Here is a 21,502-nt window from a genome sequence, read left to right as displayed (position 1 = left end):
GATGAATGCCGAAGCCATCACCGAACTTGGTCTCGTCTATGTCAGCGACGCCGAACCAGGCATCCGCAGGCGAAGGAAAGGCAAGGGCTTCAGCTATGTCATGCCCGACGGCACGACGCTTGCCGATGAATTGCAGCGGGCGCGCATCGGCGCGCTCGGGTTGCCGCCGGCCTACGAGAATGTTTGGATCTGCCTCTACGACAACGGCCATCTACAGGCGACCGGCATCGATGCGCGTGGGCGCAAGCAATACCGTTATCACAAGGACTGGCAGTCCTTCCGAAGCGCGGGAAAATTCCATCAGCTGATCGAGTTCGGCCGGGCGCTTCCGAGGATACGCCGCACCGTGCTGCGCCATCTCGACACCGGCGCGGAGGATATCGACGGCGTGCTTGCGGCGCTGACGACGCTGCTCGACGAGGCGCACCTGCGCGTCGGCAACCAGGCCTATGTCCGGGAGAACGGCACCTATGGTGCAACGACGCTGCTGAAGCGCCATCTGAAGATCGTCGACGGGCAGATCGAGCTGAAATTCCGCGCCAAGGGCGGCAAGCGCGTCCAGCGCAGCCTCAAACATCCCAGGCTGCAGAAAATCCTGGAGGAGATCGCCGACCTGCCCGGCCGCCAACTTTTCGTCTGGAAGGATGAAAGCGGCGCGCTGAAGCCGATCGATTCCGGCCGGTTGAACGCCTATCTGGCCGAGATATCGGGTATTCCCATCTCGGCGAAGACCTTCCGCACCTGGGCCGGGTCGCTGGCCGCCTTCGGCGCGGCGCGCGAGACGATTGTCGGCGGCGGCCGGCCGACGGTGAAGCAGATGTCTGAGGCTGCTGCCGAGGCGCTGCACAACACACCCGCAATTTCGCGCTCAAGCTATATCCATCCGGCAATCATTGCGCTTGCCGGCAACGATCATCCGCTGATCGAGAGCGCCGAACCACTGCGGGGCTTGCGGGCCGAGGAAAACAGGCTACTTGATTTCCTCACACGCGAGACCGAGGAATGAGCCCGAAAAATCCGCCCGCATCGGACGTCGTCCTGACCCATCCCGACCGGCTCTACTGGCCGGACGAGGGCGTGAGCAAGCAGGCACTCGCGGATTACTACGCGGCGGTTTGGTCGTTCATGGCGCCGTATCTCGTCAATCGGCCTCTGGCGCTGCTGCGGTTGCCGGACGGGATCAAGGGTCACCAGCGGTTTTTCCAGAAACATGCGTGGAAGGGCATGAATCCTCATATCGAGGAGGTCGCCGATCCTGAGGAAATAGACGGCGAAAAGCTGCTGCGGATTGTCGATTTCGACGGTCTGACAGCGCTGGTGCAATCGGCTGTGCTCGAAATTCACCCCTGGGGCACGACGACCGAGAATTGGGAAAGACCGGATATGATCACCATGGACCTCGATCCCGGCGAGGACGTGGCCTGGAGCGCGGTGATTTCGGCCGCGCTTGACGTCAAGGCGCGGCTGGAAGCCCGCGACCTTGCCGCTTTCGTCAAGACCTCGGGCGGCAAGGGGCTGCATGTGGTGGCGCCGCTTGCGCGGAAGGCCGGCTGGGCCGCGGTGAAGGATTTCGCCCATTCTCTTGCCGAAAGCATGTCGGCCGACGCCCCGGAAAAATACCTCTCAACCGCGACGAAGGCCAAACGCGGCGGCCATATCTATATCGATTATCTCCGCAACGGCCGCGGCAATACGGCAGTCGCCGCCTATTCGACGCGAGCGCGGCCGGGGGCTCCGGTTTCGATGCCGATCGATTGGACCGAATTGAACGAGGTCAGCGGCCCGGCCGCCTTCACCCTCGCCAATGTACCGCAGCGGTTGGCGACCCGTCCGAGCGACCCGTGGCGCGATTTCTTCGATGCGGCCGCACCGCTCGAATGAATGTCTCTCCGCTCATCCGGCGCTGTCGAGTTCGGGATAATGCCGGAAAATCCCGTCCTCGTTGAAGGCGAGGCGGCGTGGAGAAGCAAGATACCGGGCAATGTTCGAGCGCTTCGCCACCCGATCATGCAGCGCAAGCAGCGCCGGATATTCCGCCTTGCGCTTCGCCATGGCTTTCGGAAAAGCGTAGGTGAGGCCTTCGATCACCTGAAAAAGCGATAGATCGACATAGGTTAGCGCATTTCCGACGATATGATCGGGACCTGCAGGATTCTGCCGCAGCACACGCTCGAAATAACCAAGGAATTTCGGAATGCGATCACGGATGAAGGCGGCGGAGCGGGCTTTCGCTTCCGGCTTCTGGTCCTCGTAATAAAGCGATGTGTCGATCGGGTGATGCGTATCATGCACTTCGGCGACGAAATCGGTGACGGTCAGCTGCAGGCCGTTGGCGACATGGCGAAGGCCTTCATCTTCAGGCGCAAGGCCGAGCTTCGGGCCGAGATAAAACAGGATGTTGGCGACATGCGGGATAATGAGGTCGCCGTCCTTCAGGAAAGGCGGGGCGAAGGGAATATGCGGTTCGCTGTCGCTCTTCATGAGGGCGAACATGGCATCCGTACCGCGACCGGGCTAGCGAGTGATATCGACATAATCGGCGCCGGCCTCTTCAAGCGCCAACCGCACGAATTCGCCGCGGCCTTGAAGGCCGTCCCAATAATAAAGCTCGTATGCCATGGCTGATCATCCCTTCGGTTGACGACCGAAGTCTTTTCGCAATTCGTCCTTGGCCTTTTCAAGAGTGCCGCGCCGCTTTTTCGTCAGCTGGTCGCCGGCGCGGTTGATGTAGAAGGTCAGCATGGACATGGCGGTGCGGAACGGACTCGACTTGCGGCGATGGCTCTCCTCGGCCGAGTGCTTGACCGAGCGGGCGATCTTTTTTGGATCGTCCGATTTGAACACGCCTTCCTTCAGGTCCATCGCGTCGCTGTGTTCGGTGACATCCTGCGACCATTTCTTCTTCGATTTGGCCATCTCTGAAATCCTTTGCCGGATGCGGCCGCCGGCAGATCGCCGCCGTCGCATATTTTTAGTGGTGGCTGTGGTGCTCATGGCGCTTGCGCGTCGCGGCCGCCTTCTTCGCCGAAGCGGACCGTTCCTCCTTCGAGCGTGCGGCGGATGCAGCGCCGCCTATGCGGCCGCCCTTTTCAGAGGAGACATGCGTATCCTTCTTGCCGCGGCCGGAACCTGACTTATTGCCGCCGCCGCTTTCCTTGTTGACCGTCGCCCAGGCACGCCGTTCCGCCTCCTTCTCGGAGACGCCGCGATCCTCGTAGCCCTCCTCGATATGCTCGGCCTTCCGCTTCTGCTTGTCGGTATAGTCGGATTTGTCACCTTTCGGCATCGTCGCCTCCTTTGATGTGCAACGGGGTCAAACTGGTGCCGAGGCCGAAAGTTCCGGCCTTGGGATCACCGACCCGGATTTCGGAACAAAAAGCGCTTCCGCCCGGTTTTCGATCAGACAGTCTTGCATCAGCCCCGTCGGAAGGAGCCGAGAGCAATGGAAAACTACAGCGTCAAAGCTGATGGAAACGGCGCGATCGACGTCAATGGCCAAGTGTCGCCGGTGACCTATACGGTGAGCCTCAGGCAAGGGAAAGGGCAGTCCTACGAAGTCGATATCCGCCTGATGGCGCCGCGGGACTGGCTGCTGCAAAGAGGTTTCGAACGAGATGCCGTGCTGGTCAGCCAGGGCGGCGCGCGCATCCCCGTCTATCACGATGGTGTCAACCATCACGATGGTGTCAACCATCACGACAAAGGTCGCCTCGATCCCGTCGCCGCAATTTCGATCGAACTGACGGCGCGTGACGATAGCTGCATCAGCGAAGACGATCTGATGCGCAAATTTCCCGAATTGGACGGCGCCGGTATTGGTTAAGGTTAGGCGACAGGCGGCGCTCGAGGGTGCAGCGCTGCTATTTCCGATGGAGCTTTTGTGATGCGGCGAAGGCGCGGCCGATATTGAAGAAGGGCGGCTGCACCGACGCGCGCGGATCGCGGAAAACCAGCCCGACGAGATTATCGACGACAAGGATGAAACCCAGCGCGAGCCCGAGATAGAGTAGTGCGGCGATGACGAGGAGCGACATTTCCATCACCCCTAGACGATCGCGATCGAAGCGCGGCTGCCGGCTGCGACAAGCGGGACGGAAAGGATAGTGGAACGGCCGTCGTTCATGGCAACTTCCCCGGTTTTGCCATAAACACCCAGCGTATATTCTTGTTCCCGGTTGTCGCGCGAGGGCTCAACTTTTTCAGGAAGGCTCAAAGCTTGCAGCGTCATCCGGCCTCTGTTCACCCCCGCATGGAAGCCCGTCCTCCGGAAATCGATAACGCACAACTAATTCAAGCTTATGACAAACAGCATCAAAGGGCGCCGCGACGACGCCCTTTTTTAATTCGGTTGCTCGGTATTTCGGTAATCAGAGCGCCGTCTTGCGGCTCGCCGTCCGTTTCGGCGCCGGTGTGACGACGCCGTTCGTCTTGCTGCCGGCGACGCTGCGCTTCGCCTTGGGCTTGACTTCCTTACCGTCGGAAGAGGCAGCGGAGCCCTCGAGCGCTTCGCGCTCGTGCCGTGCCTGTTCCCAATGGATGGATTCTCGCCCTGTCGGATAGCCCTCTTCTTCCCAGAGAGCGTATGCACGTTTTTTGATCCACTCGTCCCGAGTTTCTGCCATCGCTGATCTCCAGTCACATGATGCCGTCGTTCGAACGCGATACTGCTTGGATGGTTCCAGAGGAGGGGACCTCTTTCAAGAGAAATCGTGCTGCAAACGCAAATATTTCGCATTGCAGCATATCAGGGTTGAGAATCGGCATTCATCGGAGCCGAAACTCGGCCGCCTTGTGCAGATCTGATACGAAATCCAGGCGCAGCCGCTGCTGCTCCACCTCGTCGCGGATGCGCAGGAGATAAGAGGGGTGGATGGTGACGAGGACAGGCGGATGGTTTGCCGGCTGCAGGATATGACCGCGCTCCGGCGTCAGCTTCGCCTTTGGTCCGAGCAGCGCATAAAGCGCGCTTGCGCCGAGGGTGACGACGAGTTTCGGCTTGAGGATGTCGATCTCGGCGCCGAGCCACCAGGCGCAACGCTTGATCTCGCCGGCATTGGGTTTGGCGTGCAGCCGCCGTTTGCCGCGTTGCGTGAACTTGAAGTGCTTGACGGCATTGGTGACATAACAGCGCCGTCGGTCGAGGCCGGCCTCCTCAAGGCAGCGATCGAGCAACCGGCCGGCGGGACCGACAAACGGCCGGCCGACCACATCCTCCTGATCGCCCGGCTGTTCGCCGACAAGGACAATCTCAGCTTTCCCGGGCCCTTCGCCGAAGACGATCTGCGTGGCATTCCTATAGAGATCACAGCGGCTGCAGCCTTCGGCCTGATGCCGCAGTTCGGCGATGCTTTCCGCCTCCGCGACGTCGAGCGCCAGGGCCGGCCCGACGTTTGCAACGATGTCCATGATGCGATCCTCATCTCTGCGGATCAATCGTCGGGCGCCGGGATTGTTCCCGCGGCGAAACGGGTGGCCGGCCAGCAAAATGATCACGGCGAGAAATTTCGCGTCATGGGAGAGAGCAGGCGCGATTGAACGCTGCCGTTTCGCGGCTATATTGGCCAGCGATGTTCTATCTCCTGTCGACCTACTGGCCGCATATCCTCTTTGTCGTATCGATCGCCATGGGGGCTGCGGCGGCGATCCATGCCGCCATGACCAAGGAGGAGGTGCGTGCGGCGATCGGCTGGGTCGGCGTCATCATCCTGTCTCCGATCATTGGTGCGATGCTCTATGCGATTGCCGGCATCAACCGCATCCGGCGCAAATCGCTGAGCATCCGCCGCGACGCACTGCTGCCGGCGGCCGAGATAGACGAACTGGAAACGTTCGACGCCGATGCCGAGACGGTGATCAGCCAGTTCGGCCGCCGCTTTGCGGCGCTGCAGACGCTCGGCGACCGGGTGACGCGCAATCCGCTGACCTCGGGCAATACGATCGACGTGCTGGAGACCGGCGACGAGGCCTATGCGGCGATGAAATCGAGCATCGACGAGGCGGCGCGCAGCATCCTGCTCGAAACCTATATTTTCGACCGCGACGCGATCGGCCTTCGCATCGCCGATGCGCTGATTGCGGCGGCCAAGCGCGGCGTGGCTGTGCGGGTGCTGATCGACGCGGTCGGCGCGCGTTATTCGGTGCCGAGCATTCTCGGCCATCTCCGGGATGGGGGCGTCACCGTCGCCGTCTTCAACGGCAATGTCATCATGGGCTTGCGGCTGCCCTATGCCAATTTGCGCACCCACCGCAAGATTTTGATCGTCGACGGGAAGATTGCGCTGACGGGTGGCATGAACATCCGCGCCGGTTTCAGCGAGGAGGCGACCGGCGAGAGCTTTGCTCACGACACCCATTTCAGCGTCACGGGCCCTGTTGTCGCCGATCTTTTCGACCTTGCTGCCGAAGATTGGCGCTTCTCCACGCAGGAGCTGTTGAATGGGGAGGCCTGGCGCATCGAACCGCCGCAGCGCAGCCCCGGTGATCCCATCCTGATGCGCATCGTCGCCTCCGGGCCGGACCGCAGCGTCGAGACCAATCACAAGATGCTGATGGGCGCCTTTTCCGTGGCGCGCCAATCGATCCGCATCATGTCGCCCTATTTCCTACCGGACCGCGAATTGATCAGCGCCCTGGTGACGGCGGCCCGCCGCGGCGTCGAAGTCGATATCGTCGTTCCCGCGGTCAACAATCTCGTGCTGGTCGACCGGGCGATGACGGCGCAATTCGACCAGATCCTCAAGGGTTACTGCCGCATCTGGCGCTCGACCGGCAGCTTCAGCCATTCGAAGCTGCTGACGATCGACGGCACCTGGGCCTATGTCGGCTCTTCCAATCTCGACCCGCGCTCGCTCAGGCTGAATTTCGAGGTCGATCTCGAAGTGCTGAACGAAGGTTTTGCCGGCGAGATCGACGAGCATATCGAGGAAACCCTGAAATCGGCGACGCCGGTGACGCTCGACGGTTTGCGGGCGCGGCCCTTCCCGGTGCGGCTGCTCGAAAAGGTGTTGTGGCTGGGTTCGCCCTATCTCTAATGCATATCGCCCAAAAGTGTGCAGCGGTTTTGGGAGGACGACATGCAAAAAACAAAAAAATCCGGCGCATTGCATGTCGATGCGACGCGCGTTTTTTTGGCGTTTGACATGGCAAGTTCCGCTTGCCCTCCTATACTGCCGAGAGAAGCCTTTTGATCAACGGAACGATCGCGCCTTCCGATGCACGCCAAGAAAGACAATCTTCCCTCCAGCATTCTCGCCTCGATCCGGAGCAGGAAGAAGCGGCTCGACCCGGCCTATACGGAAACACGGCCGCGCAGCGTGGGAACGCTGATCGCCTCCTACAACGTGCACAAATGCGTCGGCACCGATCGCCGCTTCGATCCGGAGCGCACCAGCCGGGTGATCCATGAAATCGGCGCCGATGTGATCGCGCTGCAGGAGGCCGATACGCGTTTCGGCGAACGCACCGGCATTCTCGATCTCGGCCGGCTGGAGCGCGAGACGGGGCTGATCCCGGTGCCGGTCGCCGGCATGGCCAAGGCGCATGGCTGGCACGGCAATGTCGTGCTCTTCAAGAAGGGGATGGTGCACGACGTGCACCAGGTCAAGCTGCCGGGGCTGGAGCCGCGCGGCGCGCTGGTGGCCGAGATCGAGCTGGAGCAGGGCGGCGTGCTGCGCATCATCGCCGCGCATTTCGGCCTGCTGCGCCACAACAGAGCCCAGCAGGCCCGCATGCTGGTCGAACTTATCAACGACAGACGGGAGATGCCGACCATCCTGCTCGGCGATCTCAACGAATGGCGGCTCGGCGACCGCTCCTCGCTCAACACCTTCCAATCCGCCTTCGGCCCGCTGCCCCCCGCCGTCCCCAGCTTCCCCGCCGGCCTGCCGCTCCTCGCCCTCGACCGCATCATCGCCAACCGCAAGGGGATCATTTCGGAGGTGGAGGCGCACGATACGCCGCTTGCCCGCATCGCCTCGGATCATCTGCCGATCAAGGCGCTTGTCGATTTGAAGACGGTCGGCGGCTAGGACTTTTCAATGCCGCGAATCTTGGTGTGCTGGTGAATTATACGAACGCAAGGCTGAAGCTGCAGGCGCTCTCGGCCAACGGCCGTGAACAGACTGTCTCGCCGCAACCCGGCATAGTTGCCATTCCCGTTCACAACCCGCGTCGTTTTTGACGTGGATCAACGACTTCGCCGGAGACCTGGCTTAGCGTCGTCGTGTGTTCATGCGGTATCAACAACTCCGAAGGAGAACCATGATGGCGAACACAGCTTTCCAGAGCCGCTCCGATGCGTCCACTGTGACGCCAGCGCAAGTTTCCGTTCCAGTTCTCGGCGCGACAGTGGCCGTATTTGCCGCCGTTTCGTTCCTGCTTTGCATGCTTCTTGGCTTCGTCGCGCCCGAATGCGGCCTCCACAAACCATGGCTGCAGTTCTTCCTGGGTCTTACGGGATTCGAGGTTAGGAGCTTGGCTTTAGGAACTGTTCAAAGCGTGATCTTCGGCGGCTACACGGGCGCATTGCTCGGGGCTATCTTCAATTTCATCAGCGCGCGTTTTGGCTGAATAGCTACGCCGTCTGGCTGCTCTCGCCCAAGCGATGCCGTTTGTCGATCAAGCAGTGCCCGGCGGCGCGGGCGCGCAGCAGATAAATTCGAATTCGTCCGGCTCCTGCCCAGCCGCCAGGACCTGTGACCAGCCAAAGGAGAAGGCATGTGAGAGTGACGATTATCAACGCTGTCCTCCTGGCCGGGACTATCACCGTGGGTGGGGCAGGCCTGGCGGCTGCTGAGGATCCGCATCATCCGACAGACTCGCAGCAGGCCGCCTCGCCTTCGGAAATGGAGGGAATGATTGGAAGCCAGGGGGCAATGTCCGGCCCTGAGATGATGCCGGGCGGCATGATGGGCGGCATGCCAATGATGGGCATGCGCGGTCCGATGATGAAGATCATGTTCGCAATCGCTGATACCAACGGCGACGGCGCACTTTCCTTCGAAGAGGTGACGGCGATCCACAAACGGATCTTCGGCAGCGTGGACGCCAATAAGGACGGAAAGGTCACGACCGAGGAGATGCAGGCGTTCTGGCGACCTTAATCAACCCTGCGGATCTGCGGCGGAGGTCCGTGAATGCTCGCGGGGCTTCACAGGATATGATACGATCCAGGCGCATTGACCGCGGGAGGGGTAAATGCGCCGAGTCCTTCTGACTTTGATCCTTTGCTCGCAGTCCGCATCGCTGTCAGCGGCGTCAGAGCTTTCAGTTTTCCATACAGCTTCGTTCGGCAGTAGCCGGTCGGTGAGCCTCAGCCTGGCGGAGGGCAGGCCCGCCCGCAATCCGGCCTTCGATTTCGACGTCGTCATCATGCTTTCGGAATCCGATGGTGGCGGGACGGTGCTCTATCGCGACAGAGGAAGACACGAGGTAAGTGTCCGCTGCGGTTCGCCCGCCATGGTGCGGATCAACTCCGCCGACTACGCGGTCGACCTGTCGGCGCGGATGGGGGCCGACTGGAAGCACGATCTCTGGGCAGCACTCTGCAACGCTCCGGTTTCCTGAGCGGCAGCATGACATGGTTCTATCGATCGAGGCCTCAGCCCTTCGGAGGGCGGACCTCTGTGAATGGCGGCGAGCATCCTTCCGTCAGGGAACGCAAGGGCGGCGGCGGCCATTGCGATGAAGCTTCTCGCATCGTCTCCACTCCTCGATGTGCTGCCGCCCGGCTCGATCCGGGCGGCAGCCGCTCACTATTTTACGTCGGTGACGGTCAGCTTGCCATTAACGCGTTCGGCGACGAACTCGATGCTTGAACCTTCCTTCAGCTTTTCGAGCAGAGCCGGGTCTTCGACCCGGAAGACCATCGTCATTGCAGGCATGTCGAGATTCTTCAGCTCTTCATGCTTGATGGTCACTTTCTGCGCCTTGGCGTCGACCTTGTTGACGACGCCCTTCGTAAATTCCTCAGCGAACGCACCGAAGGCTGCAGTAGCTGAGAGCAGGGCGGCCAGCCCGATTTTGATCATTGCGGATTTCATCTTCATGGCTCTTGCTATTGAGGGTACTTCCCAGCGACGGTGACGTCGCCGTGCATGCCGGCCTCATAATGGCCGGGGATCAGGCAAGCGAACTTGAACGCGCCGTCGGAGGTGAACTTCCAGGCGATTTCGCCGGATTGACCGGCCGGGAGGCGAATGGAATTGGCGTCGGCATGTTCCATTTCGGGGAACTTCTCCATGACCTTCTTGTGCTCCAGGATCTTGTCTTCCTGATCGAGCACGAACTCGTGGTCGACCGTCCCGGCGTTCTTGATCGCGATCTTGACCGTCTGGCCCTTGCGGACGGAGAAGACCGCCGGGGTGAACAGCATCTTGCCGTCGTCGGTTTCCGTCATCGTGACGCGGATCGTCTGCGTCGCCTTGGCCTTGTCGCCAGGCTCGCCGACGGCCATTTTCTCACCATGGCCGCCGGCGTGATTGCCGGAGGCGAAAGCCGAGCTTGCCAAGGCGGCGAACGCCAACGCCATTACAAAGTTCTTCATGCATATATCCTTTCTGGACGTGGGGGATTGAGCCTCAGCCCTTTGTCGGCTGCGGTGTGATTTGTGTCTTCGCGTCTTTGGCCTTGGTCGCGTCCGGCAGTTCGGCGGTCCACTCCCAGGCCTGCGTTCCAGGCGGGTTTTCGTACCAGCCCGGATCGGCGTAGTCGTCCGCAGAGATGCCCTCGCGGACTTTCACCACCGAGAACATGCCGCCCATCTCGATGGGTCCGTGCGGCCCCCAGCCTGTCATCATGGGAACGGTGTTTTCGGGGATGGGCATTTCCATCTCGCCCATGTCGGCCATCCCTTTGGTGCCCATGGGCATGTATTCCGGCTGCAGCTTCCTGATCTTCTCGGCTACCTTCGACTTATCGGCGCCGATGAAGGTCGGGATATCGTGCCCCATCGCGTTCATCGTATGATGCGACTTGTGGCAATGGATCGCCCAGTCCCCGAGGTATTTGGCATCGAACTCATAGGCGCGCATCGCCCCGACCGGGATGTCGATGCTGACCTCCGGCCAGCGAGCCTCCGGACGCACCCAGCCGCCATCCGTGCAAGTTACCTCAAAGTCGTAACCATGCATGTGGATGGGATGGTTGGTCATCGTCAGGTTGCCAACGCGCACACGCACCCTGTCATTCTTCGAGACGACCAGCGGGCTGATGTCGGGAAACACCCGGCTGTTCCAGCACCACATGTTGAAGTCGGTCATCTCCATGATGCGTGGCACATAGGAGCCGGGATCGATGTCATAAGCGTTGAGCAGGAAGACGAAGTCGCGGTCGACGCGCATGACCTTCGGATCTTTCGGATGGACGACGAAGAAGCCCATCATGCCCATCGCCATTTGCACCATCTCGTCGGAATGTGGGTGGTACATGAAGGTGCCGGATTTCACGAGGTCGAACTCGTAGACGTAAGTCTTGCCGACGGGGATGTGCGGCTGCGTCAGTCCGCCGACGCCGTCCATTCCCGATGGCAGGATCATTCCATGCCAATGGATGGTGGTGTGTTCCGGCAGCTTGTTGGTAACGAAGATGCGCACGCGGTCGCCTTCGACCGCTTCGATCGTCGGTCCGGGTGACTGGCCGTTGTAACCCCACAGGTACGCGGTCATGCCGTCGGCCATCTCACGCTCCACCGGTTCGGCGACAAGGTGGAATTCCTTGACGCCGTTGTTCAGACGGTGTGGCAGGCTCCAGCCGTTGAGAGTGACGACCGGCTGATAGTCGGGGCCCGAGGTCGGGTGGAGCGGCGGCTGCATGTCCGCCGATTCCATTGTCGGAGCGTCGGGGAGGCCCATGGCTGAGGTCTTGGTCCAGGCGCCAGCCGCCAGCAGGGTCGCGCTTGCTCCGAACAGTTGTCTTCTGTTGAACATGGTTGGATCCTTTTTCAATGGCCGCCGCCACCGCTGCTTTCGGAAGCAGCGGCGACCTCGGTTCCTGCCGACGCGTTCGTCCCGCCGCCGTAGATCGCCGGCGCGAGATTGGCTTCGGCCAGCCAGAAGTCGCGTTTCGCATTGACGGAGAGCAGGATGGAGTTGATCTTGTCGCGCGTGTCGGTGAGCAGTTCGAAGGTGTTGGTGATCATGCCGTTGTAGGACAGCAGAGATTCCTCCTCGACCTTGCTGCGCAGCGGCACGACATTGTTGCGGTAGTGTCGCGCGATGTCGTAGTTCGATCGGTACGCCTCGTAGGCGGAGCGTGCCTCCGAGCGGACGTTGACGGCTTTCTCCGCGAGTTGGTTCGCCGCCCGCATATAAGCCAGCTCAGCCTTGCGCATCCGGGCCTTTCCGGTGTCGAAGATCGGAATGGCGAACTCAAGCTCGACCTGGGCCGTCGTCCTCGTCTTCTTCTCGTCATCCTCGATTTCCCGTTCCGTTTCAAAGCCGGTCAGAATCTCGAGGTTGGTGACATAGCGTGTCGCCTCGGTCAGCCCGTAGGACTTGGCGGTGGCCTCGAGTTCGAGTCTTGCGACATGAAGGTCTATGCGGTTTTGGAGCGCCTCGGCCTCGATGGTGTCTCGTCTGGCGACGGTCTTGGGTAGCGCCGCAAGGCTGTTGGGTATCTGATAGTCGAGGTCGGTGCCCCACAGGCCCATGAGCCGCGTCAGTTCCTCCTTGGCAAGGCGTGCCGCCAGACGGGCCTTTGCCGTCTCTCCGGCAAGTTCGGCGACGAACACATGCTCGCGGGCCTGGGCGCCCTTGTTCATCGCGCCAGTTTCGCCCAGCTTCTCCGCCAGTTCGGAAGCGGCGTCCGCCGTCGCCTGGGCCCGCTGGAGCTGCCCGGCATTCTCCCAGGCCGCCACTGCTCCGATCCAGGCACGGCGGGTGTCGGCGGCAAGCTGAAGCGTCTTTACGGCTGCGGTCAGTTGCGCCTGCCGGAAGCGGGTGTCAACGATTGCCACGTCCCGGTTCCTGGTCGCGAGCGCTAGGATATTCGTCGTGATCATCCCTTCGATGGTCCTGAACGCCTCCACCTCCGGCGTGCCCATTCCCGTTGTGCCAATGGAGACGGTCGGGTTGACGAGCATTGTCGACTGCCAGGCGTCGGCGGCGCTGTCACCGAGATCGGCATAGGCGGCCTGGAGGCCCTTGTTGTTGAGCAGGGCGATCTGAACGGCAGTCTCGACATCAAGGGTCTTCTTTCGGGCGAGCAGGCTTCTGACCTGAGCGGAGACCGATCGGGCCTGGTTCTGGTTCTGTATCCAGACCGTCTGCTTCGTTGTCACGATCGCCGTCTGGTCGGCAACGGAAGCAAAGCCCGCTTGCTTGCTTGAATATTCGGCGCCCGTGACGCAGCCGCTCAAGATCAGCGGGAATGCCAGAATCGTGGCGAATCTTCTGAGGTCGATCATGAGGCGTCTCCCTTCTGAGGAGACTGGAGATCGTTCTGTCTGCGCCACGGCTTGGGATCGACCGGCTGCCTAGTGACATAGCCCGAAACTGGTGACCGGTAGGTGACCGGGCGCGCGGACGGCTCTTCGACCGCGGCGGAAGACGCCACCACGTCGGGAGGAAGCGTGGATGCGCAGCCGCCGACGACAAGCGGCAGCCCCACCACGAAAAGCGAGGGTTTCATTATGAAATTCCGAAAAAGAGATAGCCTACGGTGCTCTTGCCCGGATGCGGGCAGGCGACCGACTGGACCCGCTCAAGCGGGTGTATCCCTCATCAGATATTCGGTGGGCGATCCAGGAGCGGCAATTCCCCCAGCACGTGCTCGTCGTCGCTAAACTGCCGGATCGAGGCGACGACCGGGCCGCCTAAGCTTTGGCCCCCGCACAGAAGCACGAAGCCGCCGCAAAAATCCTTGCAGCATTCCTGTTTGGCGATTTTGGAAGGACCATCCTTGTCGGTCGCATCGCCATGCCCGTGCTTGTGGCTTGAGACGCCGGCCATGTCGTGGCCGCCGTGGGCCGCGGCACTCGATACGGTCTTTTCGACTTGCAGGGCAGGGCCGTGCATGGCGGCGTCGACGCTGGAAATGCTGTACCCAGCCAGCGATATGATGATCGCCAGCCGCACCAGGAGGAGAAGTCTGCTCAGTGCGATTCGGTACATATGACCCATAGTGTGTCGATTACATCGAACGCCGTCCATTATCAATTGCGACGAAGGACTGGCAGAGATTCCCGCCATTTCTGTGGCGCCAGCGCATCATGCGCCGGCAACCGGACACTCGGTGGATCTCAGTCTACAGCTTTTCGGAGGTTGGATTGCGGCGGGGAAAGATCATGCGATCAAGCGTCTCGTCCCTGATGACAAGTGTATGCCACGCCGCGGCGCCGAAGTGGAGAGCGACGATCGCCAGGATGATGTTCGCCAGGGCGACATGGTAGGCCGCGGTTCCGAACCAGAGATAGCTGGTGACGAAACCCAAGCCGGCTTGCATCAGAATTGCCACGTACAAAGCGTGGTGAAAGCCGGCCGCGGCCTTCTGCCACCACGAGGCCGGCAATTGCGGCGCCGGCGGGGTCTTGATGCGCAGAAGCAACCGGACGCCCATCAGAACTCCAATCAGCATGCCGGCGTAATTGTGGACGTTGTGCTGAAAGAGATCGAACGACGAAGGTGTGACGCCCATATGGGCGGCATGATGTGTGCGTTCGATGCTGCCGCCTGTGAGGTACTGGATCGGAAGAAACAGAGCGATCAGCCAATGAAGGCCTATCTGCGCCGTCGAATAGCTGCCTTTCATCATCCCCTCCGGATCTCCCCGCAAACTATCCTGCCGCAGTTAATGCTTCGTGCGCTGCCAGCCGTAAGACCGAGGCCCGCCGCGTGCAGGGGCATTACGCCCTCTTTTCGCTCGACTTCGCTGCGACAGGATCGGAGGATCGGTCAGCTCGCCAGACTTGGTGCGATCGGCTGGTCAACATGCGAGGTTCTCGATGATTTCAGGAGTGGCCCCCATTTTCGGCGCCATCGTCGCCGTGTCTACGCTGGTTCCACCGGCGAGGGCGGATATTATCAGCGACCGACAGGCCGACATGAAGGCCATGGCAGCGGCGGCGAAAGCCATAGCCGAGATGTTCCGAAACCCCGACGCTTACTCATCGAAGCAATTCGCGGCCGCCGCCGGTGCCATTGCCGAGAGGTCGGGCGAGATCCTTGCTGGACATTTCACCGATGGCGTCGAGGATGCAAGGTCGGAGGCGAAGCCTGACATCATCGAGGAGCGCGACCGCTTCGACCGCCTCGCCGAGGATCTTCGGGTCTATGCGCGCGCACTCGATGCGCAGGCGCAGGCCAATCCCGGGGCGATGACCGACCGCATGCGGATGCGGCCAGGAGAGCCGATGGGCGGCGGACCGCTCGGAACCCAAGTCACCAACGCGGCGAGCCTTTCGTCGCTTCCCGCCGAACACATTTTCCATTTGATGCTGCAGACCTGCACGACCTGCCATGCTCGGTTCAGGATGGAGCGCTGACGTCAGGTCTCCGTGCATGCGGCGGCACCACTCATTCGCCAGTGGTCCAAGGTCGAACGTCCCGCTCATCTCCAGCGAAACAGACCCGTGAGGCGGTCAAACCGCTTGGTCCACGTCATCGGATCGGTGATTTCAGGCGTAGACGGCCGAATCAGTCGCTCAAGACGGGGCAACAAAAACGCGGCCCATTCGTCGAGATCGCTTTTGCTGAAGTAGGGCAGCCAGACGTCGGAGGGACCATCCCACTGTCTTGGATTTGCCTTCGCCAGATCACCGAGTTTTAACAGGAGAGGTCCGCCGTCTCCGACGACCTCTATGTCCGGATCGGGATCAGGCCGGGGACGGCGGGCGATAATGTGCTCTTCCAAAGCCTTGCCAATGGCCCGGTCAGCCTCGTTCAAGTGGCGCAATATCCTTGTGTCGCCAGCGGCGCCGGAACCTTCGGAAACATTGAGTGTAAATTTGCCGCCGATCAGGCTGTTCGAAGATTGGGATATCTGAAGCCAGAAAACCCTTTTTCCACGGGCAAAGCTGCATTTGCCCGTTTGCGATTCCCAGCCGAGCTCCTGAAATTTGGAGGCCAGCAGTAAGCGCATATGTCGATGAAAACCTGCACTTTTCACATAGTCGCGCATGCTTCACAGCCTATACTTTGGGCCACAACCCTTTGAAGCGGTCATGGCAAGCTTGGAGGCACAATCCCTGGCGTGATGCTACCCAAGTCATCAGGGCTTTTGCTTCCCGCAACATACACTTCACCCGTCTATCCCATCAACTCGGCAAGGCGGATGACGTGGAGGCGGCAGAGCGAAGATGAGGGCACCGTGGGTTACACTTCGATGAAAGCGCCACTGGTAAAGCCGTCGGTGCTGTCGTTCGAGGGCTCAGGCGGTCGAGTTATTAGACGAGTTTCAAGTTGACGATCATTGTTGCCGCCGACCGCTGCTGTCATGCTATTTGGCCGACGCTTTTGCTGTATCAAACATTGCCGTCACCTTGTCACCCTTCGACATCTTCTTTATCTCGTTGTTATAAATGTCGCCGTTGTATTGATCGTCCCCGGAAACGTTTTTGGTCCATTTCTGTTTACCCACACGCCACCACGCTTTGCACGGTTGGTAGACATATACGACATCGCCGGCCTTGTTCTTCCAGTCGGATTTGAAGCAAAACATATTGCCCGTTACGGTCCACGTGCCGTCCGCATAACCGTATTCTCCCTTTTTCTTTCCAACCTTAACGCCTTTCAACGTCCCATCCGCTGACCAGGTGTAGTATACCAACCCGTCTCCGACATCATATTTGACCGAATTGCCGACGTAGAGATCTTTGACTTCCTGCTCGGACAATTCAACGGCGCCTTTCGGCAACTTACCTTCATCTTTAGCGAACGATATCGATGGACCAATAACCGTCACAGAAATAACTGCGAGCACTGACAGCTTATTCATGGCTGGTTCCTCCATTTTGACGATGTGACGGAACACCTTTTCGGAATGTTCGCCAATTCGCCTGATCGAGCTAAGGGCGTTAGCCCTACCGTTACGTCACTTAACAAGCCACTACCACTTTATCCCAAACATCGCTTGACGGATTTCGCGCTTTGATAAATGCTAAGATGTCAGACCAATTTGACGAACTGACTGCCTGACAAGAAAAATGGGGAACCATGAAGGCAAAGCTTAGCGACAGGCCGGTGATCCGGCCGCTTCCCGCCATGGACCGCGCGCGTCAGGTGACCGATGCGCTGGCGGATTATGTCGAGGATGCACGGCTCCAGGCGGGGGACCGGCTGCCGGCGGAGCGCGAGCTGATGGCGGCCCTTGCCGTCGGGCGTTCGACCATTCGCGAGGCAATCCGCCATTTCCAGGCGCTCGGGGTGATCGAGACGCGCAAGGGCAGCGGCACCTATCTGTTGAAGCCGGTGTCCCGGGCGACGATCCATATGCCGCTGTCCTTCGATGCGGTGCATCTTCGCGATGCGCTGCTGCAGACACTGGAGGTTCGCCGCGGCATCGAGTGCGAGGCGGGCATGGTCGCAGCTAGGCGGCGGACTGCGAAGGATCTTGTCGTCATCGAGGAAAAGCTCAACGAGATGGAGCGGGTGCATCTGGAGAAGGGCACCTCGGGGCCGGAGGATCTGGCTTTCCATCTCGCCGTTTACGACGCCACCCACAATCCGCTGTTTCGCCAGCTTCTCGAGCAGATGCGCGAGACCTTCGAGCGCTTCTGGGAACATCCGTTCGACCGGCAGGATTTCGCCCGCCGGTCCTTTCCCTTTCACCGCACCCTTTTCAACGCGATCGCTGCCGGGGATGCCGAGGCGGCGCGTGCGGAAACATTGAAGATCCTCGACATCGTCGAGGAAGACATCAAGGAAATGTCCAAATGAGCAGCGGCGAAGACCCGTTCGATCTTGCCTCCATCATCACCGCCCACGACGACGGCAATTTCGCCGACGCCGTCGTGCCGCCGATCTTCCAGACCTCGCTTTTCACCTTTTCCGATTATGACGAGATGATCACCGTCTATCGTGGCGAGAAGGTACGGCCGACCTATACGCGCGGGCTGAACCCGACGGTGCGCGCCTTCGAGGAGATGCTGGCCAAGCTCGAAGGTGCCGAGGATGCGCTGGGTTTTGCCAGCGGCATGGCGGCGATCTCCTCATCCGTGCTCAGCTTCGTCGAGCCGGGCGACCGCATCGTTGCCGTCAAACACGTCTATCCCGATGCCTTCCGCCTGTTCGGCACCATCCTGAAACGGATGAAGATCGAAGTGACCTATGTCGACGGGCGCGACGAGGAGGCGGTCGCCAAGGCACTGCCCGGCGCCAAGCTCCTCTACCTGGAAAGCCCGACGAGCTGGGTGATGGAGGCGCATGATGTCGGCGCGCTCGCAGCGCTGGCCAAGCGCCACGGCGTCGTCTCGATGATCGACAACAGCTGGGCAAGCCCGTTCTTCCAGCGGCCGCTGACGCTCGGCGTCGACCTCGTCATCCATTCAGCCTCGAAATATCTCGGCGGCCACAGCGATGTGGTGGCGGGCATCGTTGCCGGCTCGAAGGAAATGATCGCCCGCATCAAGGCCGAGGCCTATCCCTATCTCGGCGGCAAGCTTTCGCCCTTCGATGCCTGGCTGTTGATCCGCGGCCTGCGCACGCTGCCGCTGCGCATGCGGGCGCATGAGGCATCGGCGCTCGAGATCGCCAGGCGCCTGCAGAAGCTCGAAGTGGTCGAGACGGTCTGCCATCCCGGCCTCGCCAACCGACTGCCGGCCGGGCTCAACGGCACCTCGGGCCTGTTTTCCTTCATCTTCCGCGACGGCGTCGATATCCGCGCCTTCGCCGACCACCTCAAGCTCTTCAAATTGGGTGTAAGCTGGGGCGGTCATGAAAGCCTGATCGTACCGGGCGAAGTGGTGCTGCAGCAGAAGGCACAGCCGAATTCCGCGCAAACCTTTGGCATCCATGCGCGATCCGTACGCCTCCATGTCGGCCTCGAAGGAACCGAGGCGCTGTGGAGAGACATCGAGGAGGCGCTCGCCGCCGCCTCGCAATCCTGAAACCCAAGAACCTAAAAGGGGGAACTGAGCATGAAAAAACTAATAATCTCGACGCTCTTTGCTTCGATGATGGCGGGTACGGCCTTTGCCGATACGACGCTGAAGCTTGTCGAAGTCATCACCAGCCCGGAGCGCACCGAAACGCTGAAATCGATCGTCGGCAAATTCGAGGCCGCCAATCCCGGCACCAAGGTCGACATCATCTCGCTGCCGTGGAACGAAGCCTTCCAGAAGTTCGCGACCATGGTATCGGCCGGCGACGTGCCCGATGTGATGGAGATGCCCGATACCTGGCTGTCGCTCTATGCCAATAACGGCATGCTCGAAAGCCTCGAGCCCTATCTCGCAAAGTGGGAGCACACCAAGGAGCTGACGCCGCGCGCGCTCGAACTTGGCCGCGACGTGAAGAACACCGCCTATATGCTGCCCTACGGCTTCTATTTGAGGGCGATGTTCTACAATAAGAAGCTGCTTTCGGAAGCTGGCGTCGCAGCGCCGCCGAAGACGCTGGAAGAGTTCACCGCCGCTTCGGAAAAGATCTCCAAACTGCAGGGTAAATACGGCTACTGCATGCGCGGCGGCGCGGGCGGGCTCAACGGCTGGATGATTTTTGCCGCCTCGATGGCCGGGTCGAACAAGTACTTCAACGAAGACGGTACCTCGACGATGAACAGCCCGGGCTGGGCCAAGGGCATCGAATGGATGGTCGATCTCTATAAGAAGGGCTATGCGCCGAAGGACAGCGTCAACTGGGGCTTCAACGAAGTCGTCGCCGGCTTCTATTCCGGCACCTGTGCTTTCCTCGACCAGGATCCGGATGCGCTGATCGCCATTGCCGAACGGATGAAAAAGGAAGATTTCGGCGTCATGCCGCTGCCGAAAGGCCCGGATGGCAAGTCCTTCCCGACGATCGGCTATGGCGGCTGGTCGATGTTTGCGACCAGCGGCAACAAGGATCTCTCCTGGAAGCTGATTGCCACCCTCGAAGGGCCGGAAGGCAATATCGAGTGGAACAAGCGCATCGGCGCTCTGCCGGCCTATACGGCCGCCGAGAAGGACCCCTTCTATGCCGGTGACCAGTTCAAGGGCTGGTTCGAGGAACTGGCGGACCCGAACACGGTGCCGACCGTGATGCCGACCTACCTCGAGGAGTTCGCCTTCTTCAAGGATTCGCTGGCTATCAAGACCTCGCAGCAGGCGCTGCTCGGCGATATCTCGGCGAAGGATCTGGCCGACCAGTGGGCGGACTATCTGACCAAGGCGCAGCAGAAGTTCCTGAGCAAGAAGTAAGGGGTGATGGGGGCTTCGAGCCAGAAGCCCCCTCATCCGCCTTACGTCGAGCCGCCGGTCTCGACCCGTCCTTCGGACCCCCGCTGGCAAGAAGAGACTCGTGGCGGCGCCTCATTCCCCTTCTCCCCAGCGGGGAGAAGGTGGCCCGAAGGGTCGGATGAGGGGGCTCCGGTCTCTCCATTCAGAAACATCACCAATTCCCAACCGGGTAAGACGATGGAAACTGCAATCTGATGACCATTTCCGCCGATACGCTCGACATGCGTCGTGACCGCAGGCCATGGCTGCGTCGTCTTGCCGATGCTTCGCAGCCTTATCTCTACAGCGCGCCGTCGCTGGTCCTGATCATTGCGGTGATGCTGGTGCCGCTGACATTGGGCGTTTCCTACGCCTTTCGCGATATCCAGCTGCTCAATCCGTTTTCCGGCGGCTTCATCGGGCTCGATCATTTCCGTGAGCTTGCGGGCGATCCGGCCTTTTACGGAGCGCTGAGGAATACGCTCTGGTGGACCGGCGCCTCCGTCGTCCTGCAGTTTACCTTCGGGCTTATCCTGGCGCTTCTGCTCGACAAGCCCTTCCCGGGCAGGGCGATTGCGCAGGCGCTGGTCTTCCTGCCCTGGGCCGTGCCGTCCTTTCTTGCCGGCCTCAACTGGGCCTGGCTGTTCAATCCGGTCATCGGGCCGATCCCGCATTGGCTCTTCGGGCTCGGCCTGATGCATGAGCCGGGCAATATCCTTTCCGATCCCAATTATGCGATGTGGGGGCCGATCGTCGCCAATGTCTGGTGGGGCATTCCGTTCTTCGCGATCACGCTGCTGGCCGCCCTTCAGGCGATCCCGCGCGATCTCTACGAGGCGGCGTCGATCGACGGCGCCGGATGGTTCCAGCGCTTCCGCTCGATCACCCTGCCGTTTCTGGCGCCGACCATCGCCATCACCGTGCTCTTGCGCACCGTCTGGATCTCAAATTTCGCCGATCTGATCGTCGTCATGACCAATGGCGGGCCGGCCGACCGCACCCAGATCGTCGCAAGCTACATCTTCACCACGGCGTTCAAGCGGCTCGATTTCGGTTATGCCTCGGCGATCGCGCTGGTGCTGCTCGTGCTGCTGCTTGCCTATTCGATGCTGATCATCCTGCTACGGCAGACGCTGCTGAACAAGGATTGAGCCG

28 protein-coding genes and 1 pseudogene are annotated in these 21,502 nt (G+C 60.7%); 13 read left to right on the top strand and 16 right to left on the bottom strand.

The genetic code is table 11. The features are described 5' to 3' along the window. Position 1: 1 nt before the first annotated feature. Together K6N12_RS00975 and ligD are read left to right on the top strand one after the other, a co-directional pair. On the top strand, positions 2–1,006 hold the full coding sequence (locus K6N12_RS00975) for a DNA topoisomerase IB (protein WP_097625498.1): 1,005 nt from the start codon (positions 2–4) through the stop codon (positions 1,004–1,006). After that, positions 1,003–1,881, top strand: a complete 879-nt coding sequence (gene ligD / locus K6N12_RS00970; RefSeq protein ID WP_222148577.1) for a non-homologous end-joining DNA ligase — start codon at positions 1,003–1,005, stop codon at positions 1,879–1,881. The genes K6N12_RS00975 and ligD overlap by 4 nt, the downstream gene beginning before the upstream one ends. Before the next feature lie 12 nt (positions 1,882–1,893). On the opposite strand, the pseudogene K6N12_RS00965 reads toward ligD, so the two are convergent. The 3 genes and pseudogenes from K6N12_RS00965 to K6N12_RS00955 all read right to left on the bottom strand — a co-directional run bounded on the left by K6N12_RS00965 (position 1,894) and on the right by K6N12_RS00955 (position 3,286). After that, a pseudogene (locus K6N12_RS00965) lies at positions 1,894–2,619 on the bottom strand (glutathione S-transferase). A gap of 6 nt (positions 2,620–2,625) precedes the next feature. Continuing rightward, positions 2,626–2,916 (bottom strand): DUF3175 domain-containing protein, encoded by a 291-nt coding sequence (locus tag K6N12_RS00960; RefSeq protein ID WP_097625495.1) that lies wholly within the window; start codon positions 2,914–2,916, stop codon positions 2,626–2,628. A gap of 55 nt (positions 2,917–2,971) precedes the next feature. Next, positions 2,972–3,286 (bottom strand): plasmid stabilization protein, encoded by a 315-nt coding sequence (locus tag K6N12_RS00955; protein WP_131711522.1) that lies wholly within the window; start codon positions 3,284–3,286, stop codon positions 2,972–2,974. 156 nt (positions 3,287–3,442) lie between these two features. Here K6N12_RS00955 and K6N12_RS00950 point away from each other — a divergent pair, with 156 nt between their 5' ends. After that, positions 3,443–3,823: a hypothetical protein gene (locus K6N12_RS00950; protein WP_183777978.1), complete on the top strand. Its 381-nt coding sequence runs from the start codon at positions 3,443–3,445 to the stop codon at positions 3,821–3,823. A gap of 37 nt (positions 3,824–3,860) precedes the next feature. Here K6N12_RS00950 and K6N12_RS00945 read toward each other — a convergent pair whose 3' ends face one another. The 4 genes from K6N12_RS00945 to K6N12_RS00930 form a co-directional block, all read right to left on the bottom strand. Further along, positions 3,861–4,034, bottom strand: a complete 174-nt coding sequence (locus tag K6N12_RS00945; RefSeq protein ID WP_165503953.1) for a hypothetical protein — start codon at positions 4,032–4,034, stop codon at positions 3,861–3,863. Between the two features lie 11 nt (positions 4,035–4,045). Then, on the bottom strand, positions 4,046–4,228 hold the full coding sequence (locus K6N12_RS00940) for a hypothetical protein (RefSeq protein ID WP_183777980.1): 183 nt from the start codon (positions 4,226–4,228) through the stop codon (positions 4,046–4,048). Positions 4,229–4,367: 139 nt separating this feature from the next. Beyond that, positions 4,368–4,622, bottom strand: a complete 255-nt coding sequence (locus K6N12_RS00935) for a DUF2934 domain-containing protein (protein ID WP_003574663.1) — start codon at positions 4,620–4,622, stop codon at positions 4,368–4,370. A 142-nt stretch (positions 4,623–4,764) separates the two neighbouring features. Further along, on the bottom strand, positions 4,765–5,406 hold the full coding sequence (locus K6N12_RS00930) for a UdgX family uracil-DNA binding protein (RefSeq protein ID WP_246645354.1): 642 nt from the start codon (positions 5,404–5,406) through the stop codon (positions 4,765–4,767). A 161-nt stretch (positions 5,407–5,567) separates the two neighbouring features. On the opposite strand from K6N12_RS00930, the gene K6N12_RS00925 reads away from it, so the two are divergent. The 5 genes from K6N12_RS00925 (at position 5,568) to K6N12_RS00905 (ending at position 9,564) form a co-directional block, all read left to right on the top strand. Next, positions 5,568–7,031 carry a phospholipase D-like domain-containing protein gene (locus K6N12_RS00925; RefSeq protein ID WP_183778314.1) on the top strand — a complete coding sequence of 488 codons (1,464 nt, stop codon included), beginning with the start codon at positions 5,568–5,570 and terminating at the stop codon, positions 7,029–7,031. Positions 7,032–7,211: 180 nt separating this feature from the next. Further along, on the top strand, positions 7,212–8,027 hold the full coding sequence (locus K6N12_RS00920; protein ID WP_183777982.1) for an endonuclease/exonuclease/phosphatase family protein: 816 nt from the start codon (positions 7,212–7,214) through the stop codon (positions 8,025–8,027). 235 nt (positions 8,028–8,262) lie between these two features. Beyond that, complete coding sequence (locus K6N12_RS00915) at positions 8,263–8,568, top strand: hypothetical protein (RefSeq protein ID WP_222148665.1); 306 nt, start codon at positions 8,263–8,265, stop codon at positions 8,566–8,568. Positions 8,569–8,717: 149 nt separating this feature from the next. Next, positions 8,718–9,101, top strand: a complete 384-nt coding sequence (locus tag K6N12_RS00910; RefSeq protein WP_183777986.1) for an EF-hand domain-containing protein — start codon at positions 8,718–8,720, stop codon at positions 9,099–9,101. A 94-nt stretch (positions 9,102–9,195) separates the two neighbouring features. Continuing rightward, positions 9,196–9,564, top strand: a complete 369-nt coding sequence (locus tag K6N12_RS00905) for a hypothetical protein (protein ID WP_183777987.1) — start codon at positions 9,196–9,198, stop codon at positions 9,562–9,564. A 188-nt stretch (positions 9,565–9,752) separates the two neighbouring features. Here K6N12_RS00905 and K6N12_RS00900 read toward each other — a convergent pair whose 3' ends face one another. The 7 genes from K6N12_RS00900 to K6N12_RS00870 all read right to left on the bottom strand — a co-directional run bounded on the left by K6N12_RS00900 (position 9,753) and on the right by K6N12_RS00870 (position 14,745). After that, positions 9,753–10,040, bottom strand: a complete 288-nt coding sequence (locus K6N12_RS00900; protein WP_183777989.1) for a copper-binding protein — start codon at positions 10,038–10,040, stop codon at positions 9,753–9,755. A gap of 14 nt (positions 10,041–10,054) precedes the next feature. Continuing rightward, complete coding sequence (locus K6N12_RS00895; protein ID WP_183777991.1) at positions 10,055–10,543, bottom strand: cupredoxin domain-containing protein; 489 nt, start codon at positions 10,541–10,543, stop codon at positions 10,055–10,057. 34 nt (positions 10,544–10,577) lie between these two features. Further along, positions 10,578–11,924 (bottom strand): multicopper oxidase family protein, encoded by a 1,347-nt coding sequence (locus tag K6N12_RS00890; protein ID WP_183777993.1) that lies wholly within the window; start codon positions 11,922–11,924, stop codon positions 10,578–10,580. A gap of 14 nt (positions 11,925–11,938) precedes the next feature. After that, positions 11,939–13,402, bottom strand: coding sequence for a TolC family protein (locus tag K6N12_RS00885; RefSeq protein WP_183777996.1), 1,464 nt, complete (start codon positions 13,400–13,402; stop codon positions 11,939–11,941). Continuing rightward, a complete protein-coding gene (locus K6N12_RS00880) occupies positions 13,399–13,626 on the bottom strand; it encodes a hypothetical protein (protein ID WP_183777998.1) in 228 nt (75 codons plus the stop codon). The genes K6N12_RS00885 and K6N12_RS00880 overlap by 4 nt, the downstream gene beginning before the upstream one ends. Positions 13,627–13,718: 92 nt before the next feature. After that, positions 13,719–14,117 carry a hypothetical protein gene (locus K6N12_RS00875; protein ID WP_183778316.1) on the bottom strand — a complete coding sequence of 133 codons (399 nt, stop codon included), beginning with the start codon at positions 14,115–14,117 and terminating at the stop codon, positions 13,719–13,721. A gap of 124 nt (positions 14,118–14,241) precedes the next feature. After that, positions 14,242–14,745, bottom strand: a complete 504-nt coding sequence (locus tag K6N12_RS00870) for a cytochrome b (protein WP_222148664.1) — start codon at positions 14,743–14,745, stop codon at positions 14,242–14,244. 193 nt (positions 14,746–14,938) lie between these two features. Here K6N12_RS00870 and K6N12_RS00865 point away from each other — a divergent pair, with 193 nt between their 5' ends. Further along, positions 14,939–15,478 (top strand): cytochrome c, encoded by a 540-nt coding sequence (locus K6N12_RS00865; protein ID WP_222148576.1) that lies wholly within the window; start codon positions 14,939–14,941, stop codon positions 15,476–15,478. A 65-nt stretch (positions 15,479–15,543) separates the two neighbouring features. On the opposite strand, the gene K6N12_RS00860 is transcribed toward K6N12_RS00865, so the two are convergent. Next, positions 15,544–16,113 carry a hypothetical protein gene (locus K6N12_RS00860; RefSeq protein ID WP_183778004.1) on the bottom strand — a complete coding sequence of 190 codons (570 nt, stop codon included), beginning with the start codon at positions 16,111–16,113 and terminating at the stop codon, positions 15,544–15,546. 318 nt (positions 16,114–16,431) lie between these two features. Next, complete coding sequence (locus tag K6N12_RS00855; RefSeq protein ID WP_183854606.1) at positions 16,432–16,929, bottom strand: DUF995 domain-containing protein; 498 nt, start codon at positions 16,927–16,929, stop codon at positions 16,432–16,434. A 218-nt stretch (positions 16,930–17,147) separates the two neighbouring features. Here K6N12_RS00855 and K6N12_RS00850 point away from each other — a divergent pair, with 218 nt between their 5' ends. The 4 genes from K6N12_RS00850 (at position 17,148) to K6N12_RS00835 (ending at position 21,498) form a co-directional block, all read left to right on the top strand. Continuing rightward, positions 17,148–17,870 carry a FadR/GntR family transcriptional regulator gene (locus K6N12_RS00850; protein WP_049732927.1) on the top strand — a complete coding sequence of 241 codons (723 nt, stop codon included), beginning with the start codon at positions 17,148–17,150 and terminating at the stop codon, positions 17,868–17,870. After that, a complete protein-coding gene (locus tag K6N12_RS00845) occupies positions 17,867–19,039 on the top strand; it encodes a PLP-dependent transferase (RefSeq protein ID WP_183778008.1) in 1,173 nt (390 codons plus the stop codon). Before K6N12_RS00850 ends, K6N12_RS00845 begins: the two co-directional genes overlap by 4 nt. 30 nt (positions 19,040–19,069) lie before the next feature. Continuing rightward, a complete protein-coding gene (locus tag K6N12_RS00840; RefSeq protein ID WP_012555219.1) occupies positions 19,070–20,329 on the top strand; it encodes an ABC transporter substrate-binding protein in 1,260 nt (419 codons plus the stop codon). 233 nt (positions 20,330–20,562) lie between these two features. Further along, positions 20,563–21,498: a carbohydrate ABC transporter permease gene (locus K6N12_RS00835; protein WP_183778009.1), complete on the top strand. Its 936-nt coding sequence runs from the start codon at positions 20,563–20,565 to the stop codon at positions 21,496–21,498. Positions 21,499–21,502 lie beyond the last annotated feature (4 nt).

Source organism: Rhizobium redzepovicii (assembly GCF_019793435.1).
In the GTDB taxonomy this organism is placed as follows: Bacteria; Pseudomonadota; Alphaproteobacteria; order Rhizobiales; family Rhizobiaceae; genus Rhizobium; species Rhizobium redzepovicii.
This window is presented reverse-complemented; position numbering and strand designations above follow the sequence as displayed.

Excerpts from the sequence above, each read along its gene's own strand:
- K6N12_RS00975 (WP_097625498.1), top strand. The coding sequence starts at position 2 with ATGAATGCCGAAGCCATCACCGAACTTGGTCTCGTCTATGTCAGCGAC.
- ligD (WP_222148577.1), top strand. The coding sequence starts at position 1,003 with ATGAGCCCGAAAAATCCGCCCGCATCGGACGTCGTCCTGACCCATCCC.
- K6N12_RS00960 (WP_097625495.1), bottom strand. The coding sequence starts at position 2,916 with ATGGCCAAATCGAAGAAGAAATGGTCGCAGGATGTCACCGAACACAGC.
- K6N12_RS00955 (WP_131711522.1), bottom strand. The coding sequence starts at position 3,286 with ATGCCGAAAGGTGACAAATCCGACTATACCGACAAGCAGAAGCGGAAG.
- K6N12_RS00950 (WP_183777978.1), top strand. The coding sequence starts at position 3,443 with ATGGAAAACTACAGCGTCAAAGCTGATGGAAACGGCGCGATCGACGTC.
- K6N12_RS00945 (WP_165503953.1), bottom strand. The coding sequence starts at position 4,034 with ATGTCGCTCCTCGTCATCGCCGCACTACTCTATCTCGGGCTCGCGCTG.
- K6N12_RS00940 (WP_183777980.1), bottom strand. The coding sequence starts at position 4,228 with ATGACGCTGCAAGCTTTGAGCCTTCCTGAAAAAGTTGAGCCCTCGCGC.
- K6N12_RS00935 (WP_003574663.1), bottom strand. The coding sequence starts at position 4,622 with ATGGCAGAAACTCGGGACGAGTGGATCAAAAAACGTGCATACGCTCTC.
- K6N12_RS00930 (WP_246645354.1), bottom strand. The coding sequence starts at position 5,406 with ATGGACATCGTTGCAAACGTCGGGCCGGCCCTGGCGCTCGACGTCGCG.
- K6N12_RS00925 (WP_183778314.1), top strand. The coding sequence starts at position 5,568 with ATGTTCTATCTCCTGTCGACCTACTGGCCGCATATCCTCTTTGTCGTA.
- K6N12_RS00920 (WP_183777982.1), top strand. The coding sequence starts at position 7,212 with ATGCACGCCAAGAAAGACAATCTTCCCTCCAGCATTCTCGCCTCGATC.
- K6N12_RS00915 (WP_222148665.1), top strand. The coding sequence starts at position 8,263 with ATGGCGAACACAGCTTTCCAGAGCCGCTCCGATGCGTCCACTGTGACG.
- K6N12_RS00905 (WP_183777987.1), top strand. The coding sequence starts at position 9,196 with ATGCGCCGAGTCCTTCTGACTTTGATCCTTTGCTCGCAGTCCGCATCG.
- K6N12_RS00900 (WP_183777989.1), bottom strand. The coding sequence starts at position 10,040 with ATGAAATCCGCAATGATCAAAATCGGGCTGGCCGCCCTGCTCTCAGCT.
- K6N12_RS00895 (WP_183777991.1), bottom strand. The coding sequence starts at position 10,543 with ATGAAGAACTTTGTAATGGCGTTGGCGTTCGCCGCCTTGGCAAGCTCG.
- K6N12_RS00890 (WP_183777993.1), bottom strand. The coding sequence starts at position 11,924 with ATGTTCAACAGAAGACAACTGTTCGGAGCAAGCGCGACCCTGCTGGCG.
- K6N12_RS00885 (WP_183777996.1), bottom strand. The coding sequence starts at position 13,402 with ATGATCGACCTCAGAAGATTCGCCACGATTCTGGCATTCCCGCTGATC.
- K6N12_RS00880 (WP_183777998.1), bottom strand. The coding sequence starts at position 13,626 with ATGAAACCCTCGCTTTTCGTGGTGGGGCTGCCGCTTGTCGTCGGCGGC.
- K6N12_RS00875 (WP_183778316.1), bottom strand. The coding sequence starts at position 14,117 with ATGGGTCATATGTACCGAATCGCACTGAGCAGACTTCTCCTCCTGGTG.
- K6N12_RS00870 (WP_222148664.1), bottom strand. The coding sequence starts at position 14,745 with ATGAAAGGCAGCTATTCGACGGCGCAGATAGGCCTTCATTGGCTGATC.
- K6N12_RS00865 (WP_222148576.1), top strand. The coding sequence starts at position 14,939 with ATGATTTCAGGAGTGGCCCCCATTTTCGGCGCCATCGTCGCCGTGTCT.
- K6N12_RS00860 (WP_183778004.1), bottom strand. The coding sequence starts at position 16,113 with ATGCGCGACTATGTGAAAAGTGCAGGTTTTCATCGACATATGCGCTTA.
- K6N12_RS00855 (WP_183854606.1), bottom strand. The coding sequence starts at position 16,929 with ATGAATAAGCTGTCAGTGCTCGCAGTTATTTCTGTGACGGTTATTGGT.
- K6N12_RS00850 (WP_049732927.1), top strand. The coding sequence starts at position 17,148 with ATGAAGGCAAAGCTTAGCGACAGGCCGGTGATCCGGCCGCTTCCCGCC.
- K6N12_RS00845 (WP_183778008.1), top strand. The coding sequence starts at position 17,867 with ATGAGCAGCGGCGAAGACCCGTTCGATCTTGCCTCCATCATCACCGCC.
- K6N12_RS00840 (WP_012555219.1), top strand. The coding sequence starts at position 19,070 with ATGAAAAAACTAATAATCTCGACGCTCTTTGCTTCGATGATGGCGGGT.
- K6N12_RS00835 (WP_183778009.1), top strand. The coding sequence starts at position 20,563 with ATGACCATTTCCGCCGATACGCTCGACATGCGTCGTGACCGCAGGCCA.